This is a genomic window from Bacillus sp. FG16 (genome assembly GCF_057809515.1).
Map to the genome: position 1 here is coordinate 48,946 of NZ_JBMDKC010000012.1, position 17,786 is coordinate 66,731.

At 32.4% G+C, this 17,786-nt stretch carries 25 protein-coding genes and 2 pseudogenes; 5 read left to right on the plus strand and 22 right to left on the minus strand.

What is annotated here, in order from left to right; translation table 11 throughout:
* Positions 1–157: 157 nt before the first annotated feature.
* The 7 genes and pseudogenes from ACODS7_RS06875 to ACODS7_RS06905 form a co-directional block, all read right to left on the minus strand.
* Entirely contained in the window at positions 158–493 is a 336-nt protein-coding gene (locus ACODS7_RS06875) for a YolD-like family protein (RefSeq protein WP_001999741.1), read from the minus strand.
* A gap of 323 nt (positions 494–816) precedes the next feature.
* Positions 817–978 (minus strand): hypothetical protein, encoded by a 162-nt coding sequence (locus ACODS7_RS06880; RefSeq protein ID WP_230690613.1) that lies wholly within the window; start codon positions 976–978, stop codon positions 817–819.
* 14 nt (positions 979–992) lie between these two features.
* Positions 993–1,223: a KH domain-containing protein gene (locus tag ACODS7_RS06885; protein ID WP_042968896.1), complete on the minus strand. Its 231-nt coding sequence runs from the start codon at positions 1,221–1,223 to the stop codon at positions 993–995.
* Between the two features lie 247 nt (positions 1,224–1,470).
* Complete coding sequence (locus tag ACODS7_RS06890; protein ID WP_000864277.1) at positions 1,471–1,689, minus strand: hypothetical protein; 219 nt, start codon at positions 1,687–1,689, stop codon at positions 1,471–1,473.
* Between the two features lie 417 nt (positions 1,690–2,106).
* Positions 2,107–2,957 (minus strand): annotated as a pseudogene (locus tag ACODS7_RS06895) (peptidylprolyl isomerase PrsA).
* Positions 2,958–3,159: 202 nt separating this feature from the next.
* Positions 3,160–4,158: a glycoside hydrolase family 25 protein gene (locus tag ACODS7_RS06900; protein ID WP_029442240.1), complete on the minus strand. Its 999-nt coding sequence runs from the start codon at positions 4,156–4,158 to the stop codon at positions 3,160–3,162.
* A 454-nt stretch (positions 4,159–4,612) separates the two neighbouring features.
* Entirely contained in the window at positions 4,613–5,209 is a 597-nt protein-coding gene (locus tag ACODS7_RS06905; RefSeq protein ID WP_016081741.1) for a hypothetical protein, read from the minus strand.
* 272 nt (positions 5,210–5,481) lie between these two features.
* Between ACODS7_RS06905 and ACODS7_RS06910 the strand changes: the two genes are divergently transcribed.
* Positions 5,482–5,676: a hypothetical protein gene (locus ACODS7_RS06910; RefSeq protein WP_043936529.1), complete on the plus strand. Its 195-nt coding sequence runs from the start codon at positions 5,482–5,484 to the stop codon at positions 5,674–5,676.
* A gap of 692 nt (positions 5,677–6,368) precedes the next feature.
* Here the strand turns inward: ACODS7_RS06910 and ACODS7_RS06915 are convergent.
* The 6 genes and pseudogenes from ACODS7_RS06915 to ACODS7_RS06940 all read right to left on the minus strand — a co-directional run.
* On the minus strand, positions 6,369–6,944 hold the full coding sequence (locus ACODS7_RS06915) for a complement C1q domain-containing protein (RefSeq protein ID WP_029442239.1): 576 nt from the start codon (positions 6,942–6,944) through the stop codon (positions 6,369–6,371).
* A 153-nt stretch (positions 6,945–7,097) separates the two neighbouring features.
* On the minus strand, positions 7,098–7,634 hold the full coding sequence (locus ACODS7_RS06920) for a C1q-like domain-containing protein (RefSeq protein WP_001278088.1): 537 nt from the start codon (positions 7,632–7,634) through the stop codon (positions 7,098–7,100).
* A gap of 137 nt (positions 7,635–7,771) precedes the next feature.
* A complete protein-coding gene (locus ACODS7_RS06925) occupies positions 7,772–8,023 on the minus strand; it encodes a DUF3947 family protein (protein ID WP_029442238.1) in 252 nt (83 codons plus the stop codon).
* A gap of 144 nt (positions 8,024–8,167) precedes the next feature.
* The gene (locus ACODS7_RS06930; protein WP_000355695.1) at positions 8,168–8,443 is read right to left on the minus strand and encodes a hypothetical protein; all 276 of its coding nucleotides are present in this window, start codon (positions 8,441–8,443) and stop codon (positions 8,168–8,170) included.
* 263 nt (positions 8,444–8,706) lie between these two features.
* Positions 8,707–8,946: a hypothetical protein gene (locus tag ACODS7_RS06935; RefSeq protein ID WP_029442237.1), complete on the minus strand. Its 240-nt coding sequence runs from the start codon at positions 8,944–8,946 to the stop codon at positions 8,707–8,709.
* Positions 8,947–9,177: 231 nt separating this feature from the next.
* Positions 9,178–9,282: pseudogene (locus tag ACODS7_RS06940) on the minus strand (2TM domain-containing protein); the annotation flags it as partial.
* A 203-nt stretch (positions 9,283–9,485) separates the two neighbouring features.
* Between ACODS7_RS06940 and ACODS7_RS06945 the strand changes: the two are divergent.
* The 3 genes from ACODS7_RS06945 to ACODS7_RS06955 all read left to right on the plus strand — a co-directional run bounded on the left by ACODS7_RS06945 (position 9,486) and on the right by ACODS7_RS06955 (position 11,831).
* On the plus strand, positions 9,486–10,016 hold the full coding sequence (locus ACODS7_RS06945) for a GNAT family N-acetyltransferase (protein ID WP_000627261.1): 531 nt from the start codon (positions 9,486–9,488) through the stop codon (positions 10,014–10,016).
* 265 nt (positions 10,017–10,281) lie between these two features.
* Positions 10,282–10,596, plus strand: a complete 315-nt coding sequence (locus tag ACODS7_RS06950; RefSeq protein WP_016081745.1) for a thioredoxin family protein — start codon at positions 10,282–10,284, stop codon at positions 10,594–10,596.
* 353 nt (positions 10,597–10,949) lie between these two features.
* The gene (locus ACODS7_RS06955; RefSeq protein ID WP_000380385.1) at positions 10,950–11,831 is read left to right on the plus strand and encodes a cation diffusion facilitator family transporter; all 882 of its coding nucleotides are present in this window, start codon (positions 10,950–10,952) and stop codon (positions 11,829–11,831) included.
* Here the strand turns inward: ACODS7_RS06955 and ACODS7_RS06960 are convergent.
* The 5 genes from ACODS7_RS06960 to ACODS7_RS06980 form a co-directional block, all read right to left on the minus strand.
* Complete coding sequence (locus ACODS7_RS06960) at positions 11,821–12,456, minus strand: phosphatase PAP2 family protein (RefSeq protein WP_000833369.1); 636 nt, start codon at positions 12,454–12,456, stop codon at positions 11,821–11,823. The genes ACODS7_RS06955 and ACODS7_RS06960 overlap by 11 nt on opposite strands.
* Before the next feature lie 77 nt (positions 12,457–12,533).
* Complete coding sequence (locus ACODS7_RS06965; protein WP_243168111.1) at positions 12,534–13,289, minus strand: sporulation protein; 756 nt, start codon at positions 13,287–13,289, stop codon at positions 12,534–12,536.
* Entirely contained in the window at positions 13,271–14,092 is an 822-nt protein-coding gene (locus ACODS7_RS06970) for a serine/threonine protein kinase (protein ID WP_029442234.1), read from the minus strand. Before ACODS7_RS06970 ends, ACODS7_RS06965 begins: the two co-directional genes overlap by 19 nt.
* Entirely contained in the window at positions 14,092–14,274 is a 183-nt protein-coding gene (locus ACODS7_RS06975; RefSeq protein ID WP_000473371.1) for a hypothetical protein, read from the minus strand. The genes ACODS7_RS06970 and ACODS7_RS06975 overlap by 1 nt, the downstream gene beginning before the upstream one ends.
* Before the next feature lie 110 nt (positions 14,275–14,384).
* Complete coding sequence (locus ACODS7_RS06980) at positions 14,385–14,564, minus strand: YozD family protein (RefSeq protein WP_000658451.1); 180 nt, start codon at positions 14,562–14,564, stop codon at positions 14,385–14,387.
* Positions 14,565–14,713: 149 nt separating this feature from the next.
* Here ACODS7_RS06980 and ACODS7_RS06985 point away from each other — a divergent pair, with 149 nt between their 5' ends.
* Positions 14,714–14,869 carry a DUF3930 family protein gene (locus ACODS7_RS06985; protein ID WP_000431486.1) on the plus strand — a complete coding sequence of 52 codons (156 nt, stop codon included), beginning with the start codon at positions 14,714–14,716 and terminating at the stop codon, positions 14,867–14,869.
* A 4-nt stretch (positions 14,870–14,873) separates the two neighbouring features.
* Here ACODS7_RS06985 and ACODS7_RS06990 read toward each other — a convergent pair whose 3' ends face one another.
* The 4 genes from ACODS7_RS06990 to kamA form a co-directional block, all read right to left on the minus strand.
* Complete coding sequence (locus tag ACODS7_RS06990; RefSeq protein WP_000101498.1) at positions 14,874–15,536, minus strand: hypothetical protein; 663 nt, start codon at positions 15,534–15,536, stop codon at positions 14,874–14,876.
* A 249-nt stretch (positions 15,537–15,785) separates the two neighbouring features.
* A complete protein-coding gene (locus ACODS7_RS06995; protein WP_000750717.1) occupies positions 15,786–16,001 on the minus strand; it encodes a YozE family protein in 216 nt (71 codons plus the stop codon).
* 72 nt (positions 16,002–16,073) lie between these two features.
* Positions 16,074–16,346 (minus strand): YokU family protein, encoded by a 273-nt coding sequence (locus tag ACODS7_RS07000; protein WP_000995766.1) that lies wholly within the window; start codon positions 16,344–16,346, stop codon positions 16,074–16,076.
* Positions 16,343–17,764, minus strand: coding sequence for a lysine 2,3-aminomutase (kamA, locus tag ACODS7_RS07005; RefSeq protein ID WP_000902145.1), 1,422 nt, complete (start codon positions 17,762–17,764; stop codon positions 16,343–16,345). The genes ACODS7_RS07000 and kamA overlap by 4 nt, the downstream gene beginning before the upstream one ends.
* Between the last annotated feature and the right edge of the window lie 22 nt (positions 17,765–17,786).

Consider the following 17,786-nt stretch of genomic DNA (forward strand, 5'->3'; position numbering starts at 1 on the left):
CAGGCTGTTTGACAGCTCTTGTTGATTTTGGAGTACCCTATCTTTTTCTCCCTTTCCCTGGGGCTCAGCAGCTAGCACGAAGCTAGCTGCTTTTTCTTGTATTATTTGTTTCATAAATCAGAAATAAAAGAAGCTGCCATTTAATATTCAGCTTCTTTTACGTTATTTCAATAATATCCATAGCGTTAAATACATAAGTTTTATAAAAGGCGTCTGTACAAATTACAATTTGTTTTACCGGATTGATATGTACAACTGTCATATAGCTTGTTAATATGTAGCCATCTTCAAAATATGTTACCAATATTTCTTTCTCAGACAGTAATGACGTTAATAATTTATCAGAAATTCTCTCTTTTGCTTCGTTTGTTAAAAGCGGTTTTTGTACTTTTAATTTCTCTCCAATAATCTTTCTCATATTTAAAAGTTGTTCGGACATTACTGTAAACGGAACCCACTCTCTTTCTTCTTTTTGTATCTTTACATCGTTCATTTTTTATCTCCTTGATCATTTATACATTTATTTAGCCATACTATCCCTTAGTTATTTTTAATACTCACTAAACTCGGATTTACTTCTAAACTATAATTAGGTTACCCTCTCAAAAGAACATTCGTTCTTATTATACACGAACTTACGTTCTTTTGAGAAGAGCCATACTTATTATTTTTTAACAAAAAACAAAATTTTAATTATCTCCATACTTTTTTCCTTTATCAAATAAACTTCTCATTTTTTATGTAAAATGCATATAACAACTAAAAGGCGACTTCACACAAAGTGAAATCGCCTGTTTCTAAAAAATATTTCAAATTTTATTTTTCTATCCTAACTAATGTTCTTTCTGGAATACATAATTCATCTATATTAAAATGATTTATTTTTAATTTCAATTCCCCTACTCGTTCCTTATCTTCATCACCAACCCAACAACTAAATAATTCGAAATAGTCTCCATCTTCCGAATAGCCTTCCATAATCTTGCATAAAGTTAAAATTTTTTCTTTCGCTTCTTTTTTTCCTTTACGTTTTGCCACTCGACAAGTTCAATTCCCCAACTAGTTGAAACCTCATATGTGTAATTTGTTTGGAATTGATACTCATGTACAATTTCAAGCATACTTTCATCTGCAAAACACGGTCCAAAAACAATTACATCATTAGAATCTGGATCCGTTAACGGAATTTCTACATTACAGCCTATGTAACTTGCTAAACTCATTTTATACTCCTCCAATATTCGTATAAAAATACTTCATAGTATATTTGTTTACTTAAATATAAAATCCCTGCCTAAACAAAAAAGTTTTAAATTTTTTCGTTTATTAACCATCTATAACTGAAAACATATGCTATGATGAACGAACTCACAAAGCATAAGAAAAGAGAGCATTTACAACACTCTCTTTTCTTACATACTCTATGAAACTTTACAAAACTGAATCAGTGATTTTTATTATTACATTTCATTACATATACTTAGGTTGTACTATTATATGTAACTCTCTCTCTGTATCCGCTTTTTTCGGATGACGAAAATAATTAAGTTCGTACTTTAACACTTTATACTCAACAATCCCGATTTTAATCCCTTTCGTTTCTTTTAATATAGCTAATAAATCACTTACATTTTCATCATATGACTCAAAAATTTTCGCGCCGCCCTCTCCTTGAAAGATTACTTTCATATATTCTCCCCACCTTAATTTATTGATGTGGTAAATGACGCGTTTAAAACGATTCATTCTTTATCCTAAAATTTTCACACCAAAAAGAACATCCTTTCCATTCGAATGCTCAGCTTTTTACTAATTATCCATGTTAAATATTTATTCAAAAACATTATATGTATTATTTTTCAAATTATGTTCGATATCCATTATTAAAGGATAAATATATGTAACACCCTTGCATAATGAAAACCGTATAATATACACTTTCGTTGAAATAATTATAGCACCTTTAATTACCATCCATAATTTCCCATTGTAATTCTTAATATTTAAATGTAATATTGTATTGTCTTACTATCTATTTATAACTCACACACTAATTAGAAAAGGGAACTCTATATGAGTTCCCTTTTCTAATTATGATTACAATCATTATTTCTTTTCTAGAAATTTAAATGTATCTTTAAATTCTTTATTATTCACTTTAATATCAGCATCTTTCAATAAATCATTGACTACTTGTTGTTTCCATTTACCTGTCGTATCTTGTAGTCTTTGTTGTTCTAAATCTTTACGAATTTTTTCCTTTACTTCATCAAATGGCTTTAATTCTTTTTTATCCGTCACTTTAATAATATGGTAACCGTAAGTTGTTTTAACTGGATCACTTACTTGGCCTGCATCTAATTTATACGCAGCTTCCTCAAATTCTTTCACTGTTTGTCCAGGAGCAAAACCAGATATTTCCCCCCCTGTTCCTTTGACCCAGTATCTTCTGAATACTGTTTTGCTAAGGCAGCAAAATCTTCACCATTATTTACTTTCTCCTTTACTTCTTTAGCCGTTTTTTCATCTTTCACTAAAATGTGACTTACTTTCATTTCTGGTTTATAGTTATCTTTCACATCTTTTTCTGTGACTGTTGCTTTAATCGCTTTCTCAAATGCAATTTCTGGCTTCATTTTTTCTTTTAATTCATCTTCATTTTTCAATCCAAGTTGTTCTAAAGTCGATTTAAAGTTCTCACCCATTTTATCTTTTGCTTCTTCTACTTTCTTTTTTGCTTCCTCATCCGAAACTTTATATTTATCTAACAATGCCTTACTTAACATCATTTGATATAAAGTACTTTCTCCATATTGTTGTCGTAATTCTTTACTTAATTCTTTCTCTGTAACATTTCCTACTTTTGATGTTACTACGTTGTCTGAGGAACCGCATGCAGATAATGCTAGCATCACGCATGAAATAATTGTTCCAATAAATATTTTTTTCTTTTTCAATTCAAATACCTCACTTTTATCATTATGCAAATTAACTATACACAGGCATTGTGAAAACAGTGTGTTTTCTACATGTAATTCATTTCATATGAGTTGACTATGTATCATGCATTTCCATTTCCAAACATAAAGAGTCTTCTTACTATTATGTATAGTAAGAAGACTCTTTACATACACCTCAAAAACAATACGACTGCTATAGTTACTTAATACTTACATGTTCTTCAGGTATCCAACGATTCTGCCCGATATCTACTGCATTTCCCACTCTACCCCACACTCGAAAAGATGTCGATCCATCTATAGTTCCTTTATAATTCATACATTCAGGCTCTTCATAATAATTTACTCTGTAGCCAACAGGATATTTCGAAGTTGTATAAAACCATTTCACCTTAAAATGTTTTAAATATGCCCACTGCTTATCGTTCCCTAAACAAATCATATCTTGCTCACCGCCTCCCCAATAACCTGTTAAGATTAAATATGGAATTTTCTGAGTGAGTGCACCTGTAAATTGAGGATTCATGGGGTTTTCATATAAATTTATTCCGTATCCATCAGGATATTTCGAAACTGCAATACCAATGCCATTCGGTTGCTGTGTATACACTATGTTAGGTTGATTTGCTTTGTTCGAATCTATAAACCAAGAAAGTGACTTATTTCCTACTAATCGATTCAGATCACATTTCCCAATCCCAGGAACATTCCCTGAATCCGTATATTGCCAAATATCACATGGATATGCTGGCTTATTCCCTCCATAACGAGGAATCCATACGAAATCAGCTTCCATATTACGTGCTCCAAATGATAAATACGTGTGATGCCCTACATATAATCCTACTTTTTCCGCACCTAAACGGCGTAATTCATCAATAAATGCCTGTGTCCCGCCTTGCATATCTGCCATCGTTTGAACTTCTACGTCCGCCACCCAAAACTTAGCTGATTGATCACCACGATTCCAAAAATCTTGTGCCTCTTTCTTTGCATCAGCAATAGATATAAAACGGCAAAAAGCATAATTACCAAATGGGATACTATGCTTTTTCATTTCACTAACATAGTTTTGATACATAAAATCCACCGTATTAGAGCCATCTTGAACTCTAGCTATCACTAAATCTAGCTGAGATGCTGCAATATCCCAATTGATAGTTCCATTCCATTTTGAAATATCTACAATATAACCCATACATTCCAGCTCCTTTTTAATGTCCTATTCATAGCTTGCTTTATTGTAAGCCTCCCCTCTCTGAAACTAGCTATCTATAATATAAATAAAAAGAATCTTTACTGTTTTTAAAAATATATTCTCTTTCAGAAATATTTCTATTAGTTTTAACATATTTGCCACATAAAATATTTGAAATACACCCTACTATTCATTTGTTATGTAATCTCGTCCTATCAATCATTTTTACGGATATTAGAAAAAATCCTCCTACATTATTAAATTAAAATTTCCAATATCAATTCCCTTTCAACTAAAAAATTCATCCCTCATTTTCTATATATTCTTAAGTCAAAATTACTATCTTTACATGCTGAGATTTAGAAAAATTTTAATCAACGGGATATTAGCTAAAAAAACGACTTTGATACATATAAAAAGACATTTTCTATTCATGAAAATGTCTTTCTACAGTTTAATAAAATAACTTTGGTGCTAAATCTGCATTTTGCAATTCTTGATTTTCACTACTCATAACACAACTTGTGGAAAATAGAATTGGGATATCACAAATCTCATCCTGCATAACATCATGAAATACATTTGCAGCAACACCTGTAAACGTTTGACATAAATTTGAAATATCATCATTAAAAAATTGAATCACTTCGGCTTTAAACACCGGAAAGACAACATTAGATCCGCCAGGGAACTGAGGCTGTACCACAACTTGATCAAAATAAGGATTATTTTCTAGTGCTACTAGAAATAAATGTGCAATTTCAAAAGCATCTAGTGGACAAGGTACTGGATTTACGATTTGATTTTCATTATTCGTTACAATAACTGTCACACTTACGTTCCCAAATTCTACAAAAGATTTTAGAAGCGTTGCTAACGCTATCGCTTTTTCATTACTTAACGCATGCACTAAAATAATAAAATTCCCACCAACTGGAATAAGTGGACCAACTGTAACAGTTGGATCAGCGCCTATTGAATTTACCAATTTATTAAAATATGTGATCCACGGTGGTGAAAGCTGAGGTTGAGCTTGTACATTTTCTTGCATTCTTTTATTACCTCCTCATACAATTCTCACTACCATAATATGTATTAGGACAAAAAATGCATTAGATAAACTACTCATTTTTCATATTATATTAATTAAACATTTCATATAGTATTCTCAGTTTTTTTTCACATGTTTAAGTACTTATATGGCCATAAGGCTCTATACTATAATCAACTTAACTAAGATTTCATACTATATAAATACACCTTAATAATTATTTAAATAAAGAGGTGACGCATATATATTATGGAATATTAGGAGCTGATTTCGTGAAAAAAAAACCTATCATATTTAAAGTTCCACCTAATTCAAAACTAAAAGTTACATTTTTCGGTCCTTGTAACGAAGTAATTACAAATGTGTCTATAATTAATCAACTATGCACCCCTAAATGTCAGACTATCACGCAATACCCAGACTTTAAGAAATATGTAACTGAAGTACGATCGCTATCCCGTTGTTAGTCCGCATAATGTACGATTTTCACAACTTTGTTACCTAAAATAACTGAGAAAGAAAATAACTGCATTCCTAAACTAAAATTACTCATTTTATGATATTCCATTGATAATTTATTGATTCTTTACACTTTTTCATTAAAGGAGCATATATTATTGTATGGAGATTATCCACTCATAAAACCTATCTTTCTTTGGAGCGTACTTTTTATGTATGCTCTTTTTTTATGTAACCTTCCCCTTCTAAATTGACCTACAATATATTAAAATTCTTTATATACTCAAGGAGGTCAAATATGTTCAAGCTGCATCCAATACTACTCATCTTAGGATTGATTTTGTTTTTATATAGTGTAATCGTCTTTATGTTATTCTTTTCAGTGTATTAGCATTCCCTACACAAATCTATGTTCAATATATAATTTCTATATAGTAAAAAAAACGTAATGATACGATCTTTTATGTATTCCATCTTTCTTGTTCTATAAGAAAACTAGTAAACTTACTAACACTGAGTTTTCACAAGCATGTTACTTATTTACGTATTATTTTGTTCATTATCTGAAGAAGGTTGAAGCATCTAAAAATTAAACTACACTTTACCTATTTACTTATATATTTTAGAAAAACAATAATAATCCCCCACCATTTGGTAAGGGGATTAACTAAACCTACTAAAAAACATTTGATGATCTGCTTTATTTAATTGGAGAAGGAAATCTTGCTGCTTCAAAGTGAACCGTATTTACACCATTAACATTTTGTACAATTACGCCCGCAATACTACTTTCTGCAAAAATTTCAACTAAATCTCCTGCTTCTAATTGAAGAATAGTAGTTACGGAAACATCATTATTAAAAAATACTCCTGTTCCAAAGAAATCATTATCTATCGCTATTGCTGGATTTCCATTTACACGGATTTCTACTCTAGCTCTGTAATTCACATTAAAATCATTTGGAGAAAATGTTATATTTCCTAATACACTATATACCCCTCTAGTTTTCGGAGTAAAAATGGATGTTACTGGATTATATTCATTCGCTAGATCAAATTGTTCATTTTGAAATAATACTTTAATAGGAGTATTTGCTAGAACAGGTTGATTAACTGTATTCACTGCTCTAAATGCCGATGCCCTTACAAGCTCCTCTTTCTTATCATCACAACACTTCACCTTTACATACTTCCTATCACATTTACTACTTTTCCTATAACAATCATGACTTTCCTTTTTGTAATCTTTACAATACTTACAGTAATAATAAGTCATAGTAAGTCCCCCTTTACATTAATTATTACAAAGTATGCAATATAGATTAGAATAGTTTGGACGACCTGTTACTACTTTTCATAGAGTAAAAACCCCTCACCATTTCGGTGAGGATTTACCTTTAAGCTTCTGTAAACTCATTGTTTAATGACTTTATTTAATTGGAGAAGGAAATCTTGCTGCTTCAAAATGTGCACCATCTTCTAAAGGACTTAAAACTCCATCTATACTACTTTGTGCATAAATCTCAACTTCATCCCCTGCATTCAATTGAACAATCGTCGAAACACTTACGACATTTCCAAAACTTATTGGACCAAAAAAGTCATTATCTATTGCTATCGCTGCGTTTCCATTCACACGAATTTCTACACGTGCTCTATAATTTAAAGTTGGATCGTTTGGAAAGAAACCAATCGTTCCAATAATAGAATATACACCTTTAGTCTTCGGCATAAAAATAGATGTTGCTGGATTATACTCATTCGCTAAATCAAATTGTTCATTTTGAAATAACACTTTCACAAAAGTATTAGCAGGAACATTTTGATTCACAGTATTTCTAGCTCTAAATGCCGATGCTCTAACAAGATTGTCCTTGTTATCATGACACTTACTAGTGTTCTTACAACAATCATGATGCTTCTTTTTATACTCCTTACAATACTTACAGTAGTAATAACAAGACATACTAATTCCCCTTTCAAACTTATTACTACATATTATGTAAGCTTGATTTATAAGGTTTGGACTAGCTATTTTTATTATTCATAAGGGCGCTATTAACCTGCACCCTTATTTATATACACCACTTCATTCCTTACTAGTTATAAGTTGTATACAGTCCCATATGGAATAGTCAGAAAAGAACTTCCGTACGGTGTAACTTGATGTACTGGGTAAAAATACTCTACGGATGAATAATACGGTTGTACACCTTGCTGCTGCATTTGCAATTGTTGTTGCATTTGCAATGCTTGTTGAATAGCTTGGACTGTACTTTGTGCTCCACTATACGTTATAGATGTACCATAAGCTGGTCGCATACCAGCTTCAGAATTAAAATATGAATAAAACATTATTTTCAGCTCCCTTCCCGTATAATTTATTACAAATTATATTATGATTCATTATTTCAGTGGGTACTATAAAGCTAGTCCGCTCGATTATATTCAAATGACAAAATAAAAAAGTAGCTGCTAGACTACTTTGAATTCTTCTTATCACCAAATGAAATGATATACATATTCTCCCGTTACACGCTCATTAATTCCCGCAACCCTAACGAACCTAAGTAAATCCGCTCCTTGAAGGAAATATACCGAAATCGTAACCGGTACTTGTGACCACATAAATTGATAAAGCTCATTCACTCTCTGATTCGTCGTAACGATTAAATCATTTACAGGTCCATGATTCCATGCAGAGGTTTGAACTGAAGTGAAAGAAAGGTCTTTCCCATTAACCACTATTCTTGATACGCTTTGAGTTATGTCCACAATAATCCCCTCCAACATTACAAAAATTGGACCTTTTTTAGTTCATATTATTATAAATATTCTTGACTGCAATAAATGTTTAAGGCAAATCCCTAATAAAGTGAAACTTTAATCAGTGGGGGGCTTACTGCCCGTTAATGCAGGATAATTTTTTTATTCATATCCCTCAATTCCCATTACAACCATATAATTTCTAACCTGATTCAATTTTTGTAATTAATATAAAAAGGCATCTTAATTAGATGCCCTTTACTTATCTTCCACTACAATTCTACTGTTAAAATAGCAACGCCAAATCCGATGCAAACCAATCCTATCAATATGAATAGCAATTGGAATCCCCATAAATCACTGATTATTTCTATAATATGCACCAGCACAATAATAATAAAATCTTTAAACCCACTGAAACCATCTTCCTTTGTCTCTCTGATTCCATCAATTACAGTCAGACAAACAATAAAAATACCTAAACCAATTAACATAAAACCTAATACAAGCATTCATATATCCTCTTTTTTCTTTTATCTCGCATTAACGAACATTTCCACATTAAAATTCAGTACATACGGGGAAGTTAGATAAAAAATTAACTACCCGTAAAACCTGATTAGTGTGTACTAATAATTAAAGGGAAGGCCCTCCTCTTCACTTTATATTATCATGAAAAGATATGAGCTTCGGAGTTATTTCTTTATAGAATAAAAAATAGCTAATTCACTACTTAAAAAGTAAAAAAGCATCAGATTGACTAGTATGTAGATGGTTAAATGAATGTAAAATGTTTTTAAATTATTTACTCTTTTTTTAGTTTGGCAGTAACTCTCATCTCGTCCCATCTTTATACACCACTTTCTTAATCACACTGAACGCAATATTCAATTGATTAGTTTGTCATTTCGTTACCTCCAATTAACGCTTTTGTTCAATGTAGTTATTTTCTTGTATAATAAAAGTTAATTAATCTAGAAGGGACTGAATTATGCGCAGATATCAATATTTTTAATCTACCTATCATTACAACATAACGGAGGTAAAAGTATTGATTACAGAACTACACTCACAGAGATTATATTTAAGGAAAATGAAAGCATCTGATTCACTAAGTATGTTTAAAATATGGTCTGATCCTGATGTTACTAAATTCATGAATATAAGTAATTTCACTGATGAGAACCAGGCAAAAGATATGATTCAATTCCTTAACGAACTCGCTCAAAATAATAAAGCTATACGTTTTACTATTATTGAAAAAGAATCTAATCACATTATCGGTTCATGTGGCTATAATTCCTTAGATTTTGAAAACTCAAAGACTGAGATTGGCTATGATATTTCAAAAACATTTTGGGGTAAAGGATATGCACCTGAAGCAATATCCTCTTTATTAGATTATGCTTTTACACATCTAAAACTAAATCGTGTTGAAGCAAAAGTTGAACCTGCAAATGTAAATTCCATAAAAGTATTAGAAAAATTAAACTTTACTTTTGAAGGTACTCTGAGAAAGAGCGAAAAATCAGCTGGAAAGCTTATCGATTTAAATATCTATTCGAAATTAATAAGCGATTAATTTTAGTCACTCTGCCCATACTCAATCAAAGTGTGGGCTTCTTTAATTTCTGTATAAAATTCAAAAGTTTGACACAATCCTGGAAAAAGCTTATAAAGAAAAGTGAGGTTCCGTTATTTTCACACTTAGTAGCGCAGTCATGTTACATACAATTTTATAAGTGTGAACGAACTACAAAACTAAAAAACAAATAATAAGTTTGCAACATGTTTGCAAATACGAATTTTGCATATAAATTCGTGTGATATTGAAAGGAGTTTTACTTATGAAAGAAATTAAAACAGAACAAGAATTCAAAGACCTCATCGCAAGCGAGGAGCCAGTAGTTGTTAAGTTCTTTACTACATGGTGCCCAGATTGCGTACGTATGGACAACTTTATCGGAGATGTAATGGAAGAGTTCAATAAATTTGAATGGTATTCTATTAATAAAGATGAGTTTCCAAGTATCGCTGAAGAGTATCAAGTAATGGGTATTCCAAGTTTACTTGTATACCAAAATGGTGAGAAGTTAGGCCACTTACATAGTGCTAACGCAAAAACTGAAGAGCAAGTTACTGAGTTTTTAGAAGCATACTAAAATAAAAGCCCTCTGGAAAATATTTTTCAGAGGGCTTTCATCTATTTTCACAATTATCTTTTGACGTTTTTCATCGTTTAATGAATTACACCTTGTCATTATAAGAATAATACATAGTAAGAAAAGTATTCGTTTCTTCATCCATCTAGCCTCCTATCTCTTTAGTAAATAAACTCCCATTCGGTTTACACCCTGACTTTGTACTTTTCAACATATTTTTCCTTCACGAAACTTTGTTATCCCCTTCTTAAAAAGCTATAAAACGTCAACAATGTTTGTATAGACCCACACGACTTTCGTTTGATACTCTATTTATAGAAAGAAATTCCTTTAAAGAAAGGTGAGTGATTAAAATGGATACTCTTTCTCATAAAGAAGCTGATAAAGGTGCTATTGTCAGCATTATGGCCTACATATTTTTATCCTCTATGAAAATCATCATCAGTTATATTACCCTCTCTAGCGCATTACGTGCTGACGGTTTAAATAACTTAACGGATATCGGTGCTTCTTTAGCGATATTAATTGGTCTAAAAATATCTCGTAAACCTCGTGACCCAGATCATCCGTATGGGCATTCGCGGGCCGAACAAATCGCATCACTTGTTGCGTCCTTCATTATGGCAACAGTCGGATTAGAAGTTGTTATTAGTGCCATTCAATCTTTCTTAAATCCGAAACAAGCAGCACCTAATGTACTCGCTGCATGGGTTGCTTTATTTTCTGCTGTCGTTATGTACTGCGTGTATTTGTATACGAAAAAAATTGCAGCACGAACAAAAAGTAAATCATTAGAAGCCGCTGCAAAGGATAATTTATCAGATGCACTCGTAAGTATTGGTACTGTAGTAGGTATTGTCGGTTCTCAGTTCCAAATGCCTATTTTAGACCCTATTGCCGCTTTAATTGTCGGTCTTATTATTTGTAAAACTGCATGGGAGATTTTCGTAGAATCTTCTCATATGCTAACAGATGGAATTGATCCTGATAAAATGGAAGAATACGCTGATGCTATTGAGCATATTGGCGGTGTGGAAAACATTGTAGATATTCGAGCACGTATGTACGGGAATCAAACGTACGTTGATATTACAATTGAAGTAGATGCTCGTATGGATGTTGGAGAAAGTCACTGTATTACTGACAATATCGAGGCTATGCTTCGCAAAAAGTTTGGAATTTACCATGCACACATTCATGTTGAGCCAATGAAAAAAGAACCTATTATGACATAGGTTCTTTTTTTATGAACGTTTTATGAAATATAACACATAAAACGAGCCAGCTACCGCCAGCTGCCCATCCTGCTAATACGTCAGATGGATAGTGCACGCCAAGATATATTCGGCTAACTGAAATAGATAATACAACAAAGCTTGCTATAAGAATAATTAATAATTTTTTATGCAACGAAATACGATCTTCAGTAATTGTGACGTATGCAATAAATCCTAAAAAAGCAGTAGCATTCATCGTATGACCGCTCGGAAAACTATATCCAGTCGCAGTAACAAGCTGCGTGACATCAGGTCTTGCTCGTTCGTACCATAGTTTAAGCATACTGTTTAAATAACGAGATCCGTAGTAATTAATTGTTAGAAGTAACGCACTAAGCAACTTTTTTCTAACGAGAAAATACATTACAAGAATAATGAGTAATGGAAAATATATTCTTTTGGAACCGATAAAAGACACCCAAGTAAAATAGGTCGTCAAATAATCGTTTCGAAAGCTTTGAATAAAATGTGCGACTATATTGTCAAAATTCTCAATACAAGCGGTATGATACGAAAGTGATAATACGACAAAACAAATGAGTAACGTAAAACTTAGCAAGTATAAATGTCGATATCGTTTCACATACATAACCTCACTATGCAAAAAAATGGAGCGGTTGTTTTAGTTTTCCTCTCCACTTCTTTTTTATGCATAGTTTATTAAAAAATATAATTATTAATTTTTTGCTTCATCTCAGGGATATCTTCTCTTGTTACGGTAAAACGAATCACCTTCTCATCAAGATCAAGCGCCTCAGCGAATAATCCAGCTAAACCACGGGATTTTCTATCTACTTCCATAATAATTTCTAGTCGGTCGTATGCACATGGCAAGATTAATAATTCTAATTCATCTAATTTCCCATAATGCTCTCCAGAAACCGGAATAAACTCAAATTCTTGTGCGAATGGAACTTGCTTACGTAATCGATGCGGTAATTCTTCACATTCTATATGACGTGCTTTAAACCCTAATTCATTTACACTATCTAAAACACTACTTAATAATGCATTGGGTAACACTTGAACGTAGTCGCGGTCACTTGGGTCTATACTACGTTTAATATCAAGACCTGTATGAATCCAAACCGTTTTCATACCAAGTGTAAGTGGTGCTTCAATTGGCATTGGAAAAGAAAATGGAATTTCAACTTTTTCATTCGGTTCTACAAAAAAAGGTTCTGTTAAGCGTACTCGCTCTAAATCATATGTTGCTGTTACTTTTTTATCATCCACTTCTCGTACATACGACGTCGATAATGTTAAGTAAATGCTTTCAATTTGTTGGCTAACTGAACCTCCAGTTATATGAACCTTTCCAACTATTTCTTCCCCAACAATATACTCATCTTTTTCAAGAACAGTATCTACCTTTGCACTTCCAATACCAACGCTTGCTAAAAACTTTTGAAACATGGAGTCTCCATCCTTTCTAAAGCAGAAGCTACATCTTGTTTTAAATCTTGTACATTCTCATAGTACGGCGTTTTTATTTGTAACATTCGCATAAGAATTTCGCGATTATAATTTTCCAAAGTTAATTCTTCGTACCATGGTTTTTCCTGTTTTTCATTAGATTCATATCCTGCATATAATAAAAATAATGAGAAATGACCGAGCGCATAAAAGTCGCTACGAAAGTGAACTTCTCGCATCAAAGCTTGTTCACCTTCGTAAGTTGTAGCTCGCTCATCATCCTCACCTTTCCATTTAGCCAATCCAAAATCAATAATACTAATTTGATTTTCTTTCATTAGTATGTTTGGAATGCGTAAATCTCGATGAATAATGCCTTCACTATGAAACACCGATACAATTTCTAATATTTCATATAAAATCTCAAAAACTTCACGTTCTGTATATACATACCCATCTATGAAAATATAATCTTCAAAATTTTTACCAGGCATGTACTCCATTACAAAGAAGCTCTTTTTCTCCCATATGAAATGATCATATAGACTAGGAATTGCATGATGATTCAATGTTTGTAAAATCATTTTCTCTTGTTCAAATGATTTTCTACCAGACTCATATCTTTGTTTACTTTGTCTTAATTGTTTTAAGACTTTATATCTATTTATTTGTAAATCATTAACGACATATGTAACCCCATAACTACCCATTCCAATTACTGATTCAATTTTATAACGTTCTGCAACAATTGTATTTTTTCGCAGTGGTCTATCAAATAATGCTAGTACACGACGCCATTTCATCAGCTACTTGAAAAGAAGCTACGGCTTTTACGTTTTCTTTTATAATGTTGATGTCCATAACCAGATGAACGTCGTTTATAATCGCTACTTGAATAAGAGCGCCCTCTACGACGATAATCACTACTTGAATACGAACGATATTTTTTCTTTCCTAATAAAGAATCAATAATTTTTTTGAACATCCCTTCACCTCTTGAGTAAAATTTCCTTTTCATTATACCAATAATTATTGACTATATTTGTGACAGGTTTGTAAAGAGTAAAAAACGACGAGTTATGCCCGTCGTTACTTTCATTCATCCTCTTCATCAAAAACTTCATCAATCATGCATTTCTCTAATAAATACTCAAATGTAATATCTGCGAGATCTTCAATTTCTTCTCGTTTTGGGACGTACCCTCTTTCAATTAGTTGCTCATAAAAAAACTCCGCAATCTCTTCCGTATCAATCACGACTTCAATTTCCTTCATGAGCATCACTCCTTTATTTCTGTTTTATGAAAAAATCTCAAAATTATGTATATGAGATTAGAAAAATAGATTTTATTTTTTTATAGGTCATAAGCTTTGGACGAGATGCATACGATTGTAGTACAAGCTATTCAAAGGGGGAAATAATAATGGAAAATCAATATGAAGTAGGACAAACAAAAGAAGAGTTCATGCATGAAGATCAATGGGCAGACTCTCTTATAAAGTGGCTTTTTATTTTTTTAATAGTTGTAGGCATACCTTATACTGCATATGTTGTTGTTCAATTTATTCTCTCTTTCTAGTTAACTATTTTTTCTCTGTCAATTTAACTAAATAATTATGAACAACATCCATTACAATTTTATATTCTTCATCTTTAAATGTATCGAACAATAATTGATAATCGTTATAAATATCAAGTAACCCATCAATGATTTCTTGACGATTCGTCTTAACACTCACTTTTTTCGAGTTGTTAATTGACTTTAACTTACCTAAATCTAATTTATTCATACCTGCTTTATCTTGTTTCAGTTTCTTCAAAATGGCATTTGCCGTTTGAGCATTCGCAAGTAACGTTAAATCTGACTCATCCGCTTCTAACCATTCACCATCCGTAATCCGTGACAATTCATAAATTGTATCTTCCCAGGCGTCATTCTTATATCTCCATACTTCTGTACGAAAACCAACAATACGGAAAACATCTTTATCATATCCAGTTACTTGCACAAGATCACCAAACGTGAAATTATAATTTAATTCAATCCACTCCGTATCGCCCTTTTTCATATCTTGCTCTGTAACGTGCTGCAACGTTTGCTCTACGTAAAATCCATCGTGATTATTGACTTCGTATACATAAACTCCATCTAAAACCTTCATATTTGTGATTTTCCCAACGGTTCCATATAGCGTAATCACGACTATGTCCCCTACGTTGTATTTAGGTTGTTTTTTTCTTGCCATCTCTATCTCTCCTTTTTTTGACGTCGTGATTTTGATATCAGTATATGCAACCTACATAAAAACGCTTATCACAGAAGCTTATATTCATAAATTTTTTCAATAAAAATTATAATCTTATAAAATTTACGTTACACTCAAAAAAAAGCTAGTAACTAGACTAGCTTTAAATCAACAAATTTCGTATAAAAAAACATACAGAATACTTCACTTTACACAAAGTAATGTATTCTGTATGTTTTCAAATAGTTTTTATCTATCTTGTATGTATAAATCCCAGGCTTCATCAAATATAGACATACTTTCTAGCATTCCGCTCAACTCTAAGTATGAACTAATTTCATCATAGTCTTCAGATTGCTTCGGAAAACTTAAATCATCATACATCGCCTCTGCTAAATCTGAAATTTCATTTCTAAATAAAGCTGCACGATGCTTCATCATATAATGGTAAAATGTTTTTTTCAAAAATATTCCCTACCTTTCTAACTTGGGTACATTATACAAGGCAAAAAAGAAAAAAACCAGCATAAAAGCTGGTTAAAAGTCGAAATAATTTCTTTTTAATAGACGTGGTCTTCCCATTAATTCTTCATATGTTAGTTGTTTTGGTAAATCTTTCGTATAAATTAAAAATAATTGATCTTCAATTTCTTTTACTGTATGGTCTGATTGATAGTCCATCCCGCACGAGGAACAAGAAATACATGGTGTCTTTTGGATTTCAATGGCTTTCGTACCATCTGGTAATTCCCAATATACAGTATTCAAGCTTTCTTTCGCTTCTGTACTGTCACACCACATACAATTCATACTGCATCACCCTCAGTTTTTTTGTCGTTTTCTTCTAATTTAGCCATTTGCGCTTGATATTTTTTATCTTTTAATTGATCACGCTTATCACGTTTATCTTTTAAAGATGCATGAGTATCATTATCTTCATAGTCTTTACGACGGTTCATACGCTGTAAGTCGTCTGGAACGAGGTTAAATTTCTTATCGCTCATAAGACCTGCGATACCAACATCTGAACGTTTTTCTTCGTAGTTCGGATAAATCTCTTTAAAGTATCCTTCCGCTCTTCCTGGAATATAGCTCTCTGGCTCTGGATACGTCGTAATAACACCTTCAAAGTTACGAAGTACAACTTTATCTGCACTTTGTGAGATTAAATAGTTTGGTTGAAGTGCAATTTTACCGCCTCCACCTGGCGCATCAACAACGAATGTCGGAACAGCATAACCAGATGTGTGTCCACGTAAACCTTCAATAATTTCAAGACCTTTAGATACTGGTGCACGGAAGTGACCGATACCTTCAGATAAGTCACATTGATAAATGTAATATGGACGTACACGGATTTTTACTAAGTCATGCATAAGTTTTTTCATAATTGGAACGCTGTCGTTAATACCAGCTAAAATTACTGCTTGGTTTCCGACTGGAACACCAGCATTCGCTAACATTTCACATGCCTTTTTCGATTCTTCAGTAATTTCAATAGATGTATTGAAATGTGTATTTAACCATACTGGATGGTATTTTTTAATAATGTTACATAAATTTTCTGTAATACGTTGCGGGAATACTACTGGTGCTCTCGTTCCGATACGAATAATCTCAACATGCGGAATCTCTCGTAAATTTTTTAATACATATTCTAAAATTTTATCGTTAATTAGAAGTCCATCACCACCGGAGATTAATACATCTCGCACTTGTGGTGTTTCACTAATATAAGCAATCGCATCATCTAATTGTTTCTTCGGTACACCCATTCCAATTTGTCCACTAAAACGACGACGTGTACAGTAACGACAATACATAGAACATTGATTTGTTACTAAGAATAGTACACGGTCTGGATAACGATGTGTTAGCCCTGGAACTGGTGAATCTTCATCTTCGTGAAGTGGATCTTCTAAATCATATTTTGTTTTATATAACTCTTCCGAAATCGGTACTGATTGCATCCGAATCGGACAGCGTGGATCATCAGGATTCATTAGCCAAGCATAGTACGGTGTAATGTTTAACGGGATCGTTTTCGTTGAAATTTTAACGCCCTCTTCTTCTTCAGGTGTTAAGTTAATTACTTTTCTTAAGTCATCTAACGTTTTGATCGTATTCGTTAATTGCCAAACCCAATCATTCCATTGCTCTTCAGTAACATCTTTCCATAATTCGATATCCTTCCAGTGACGATTTGGTTTGTATACATCATGTAACATTGCTATTCCCCCTTTTTATACG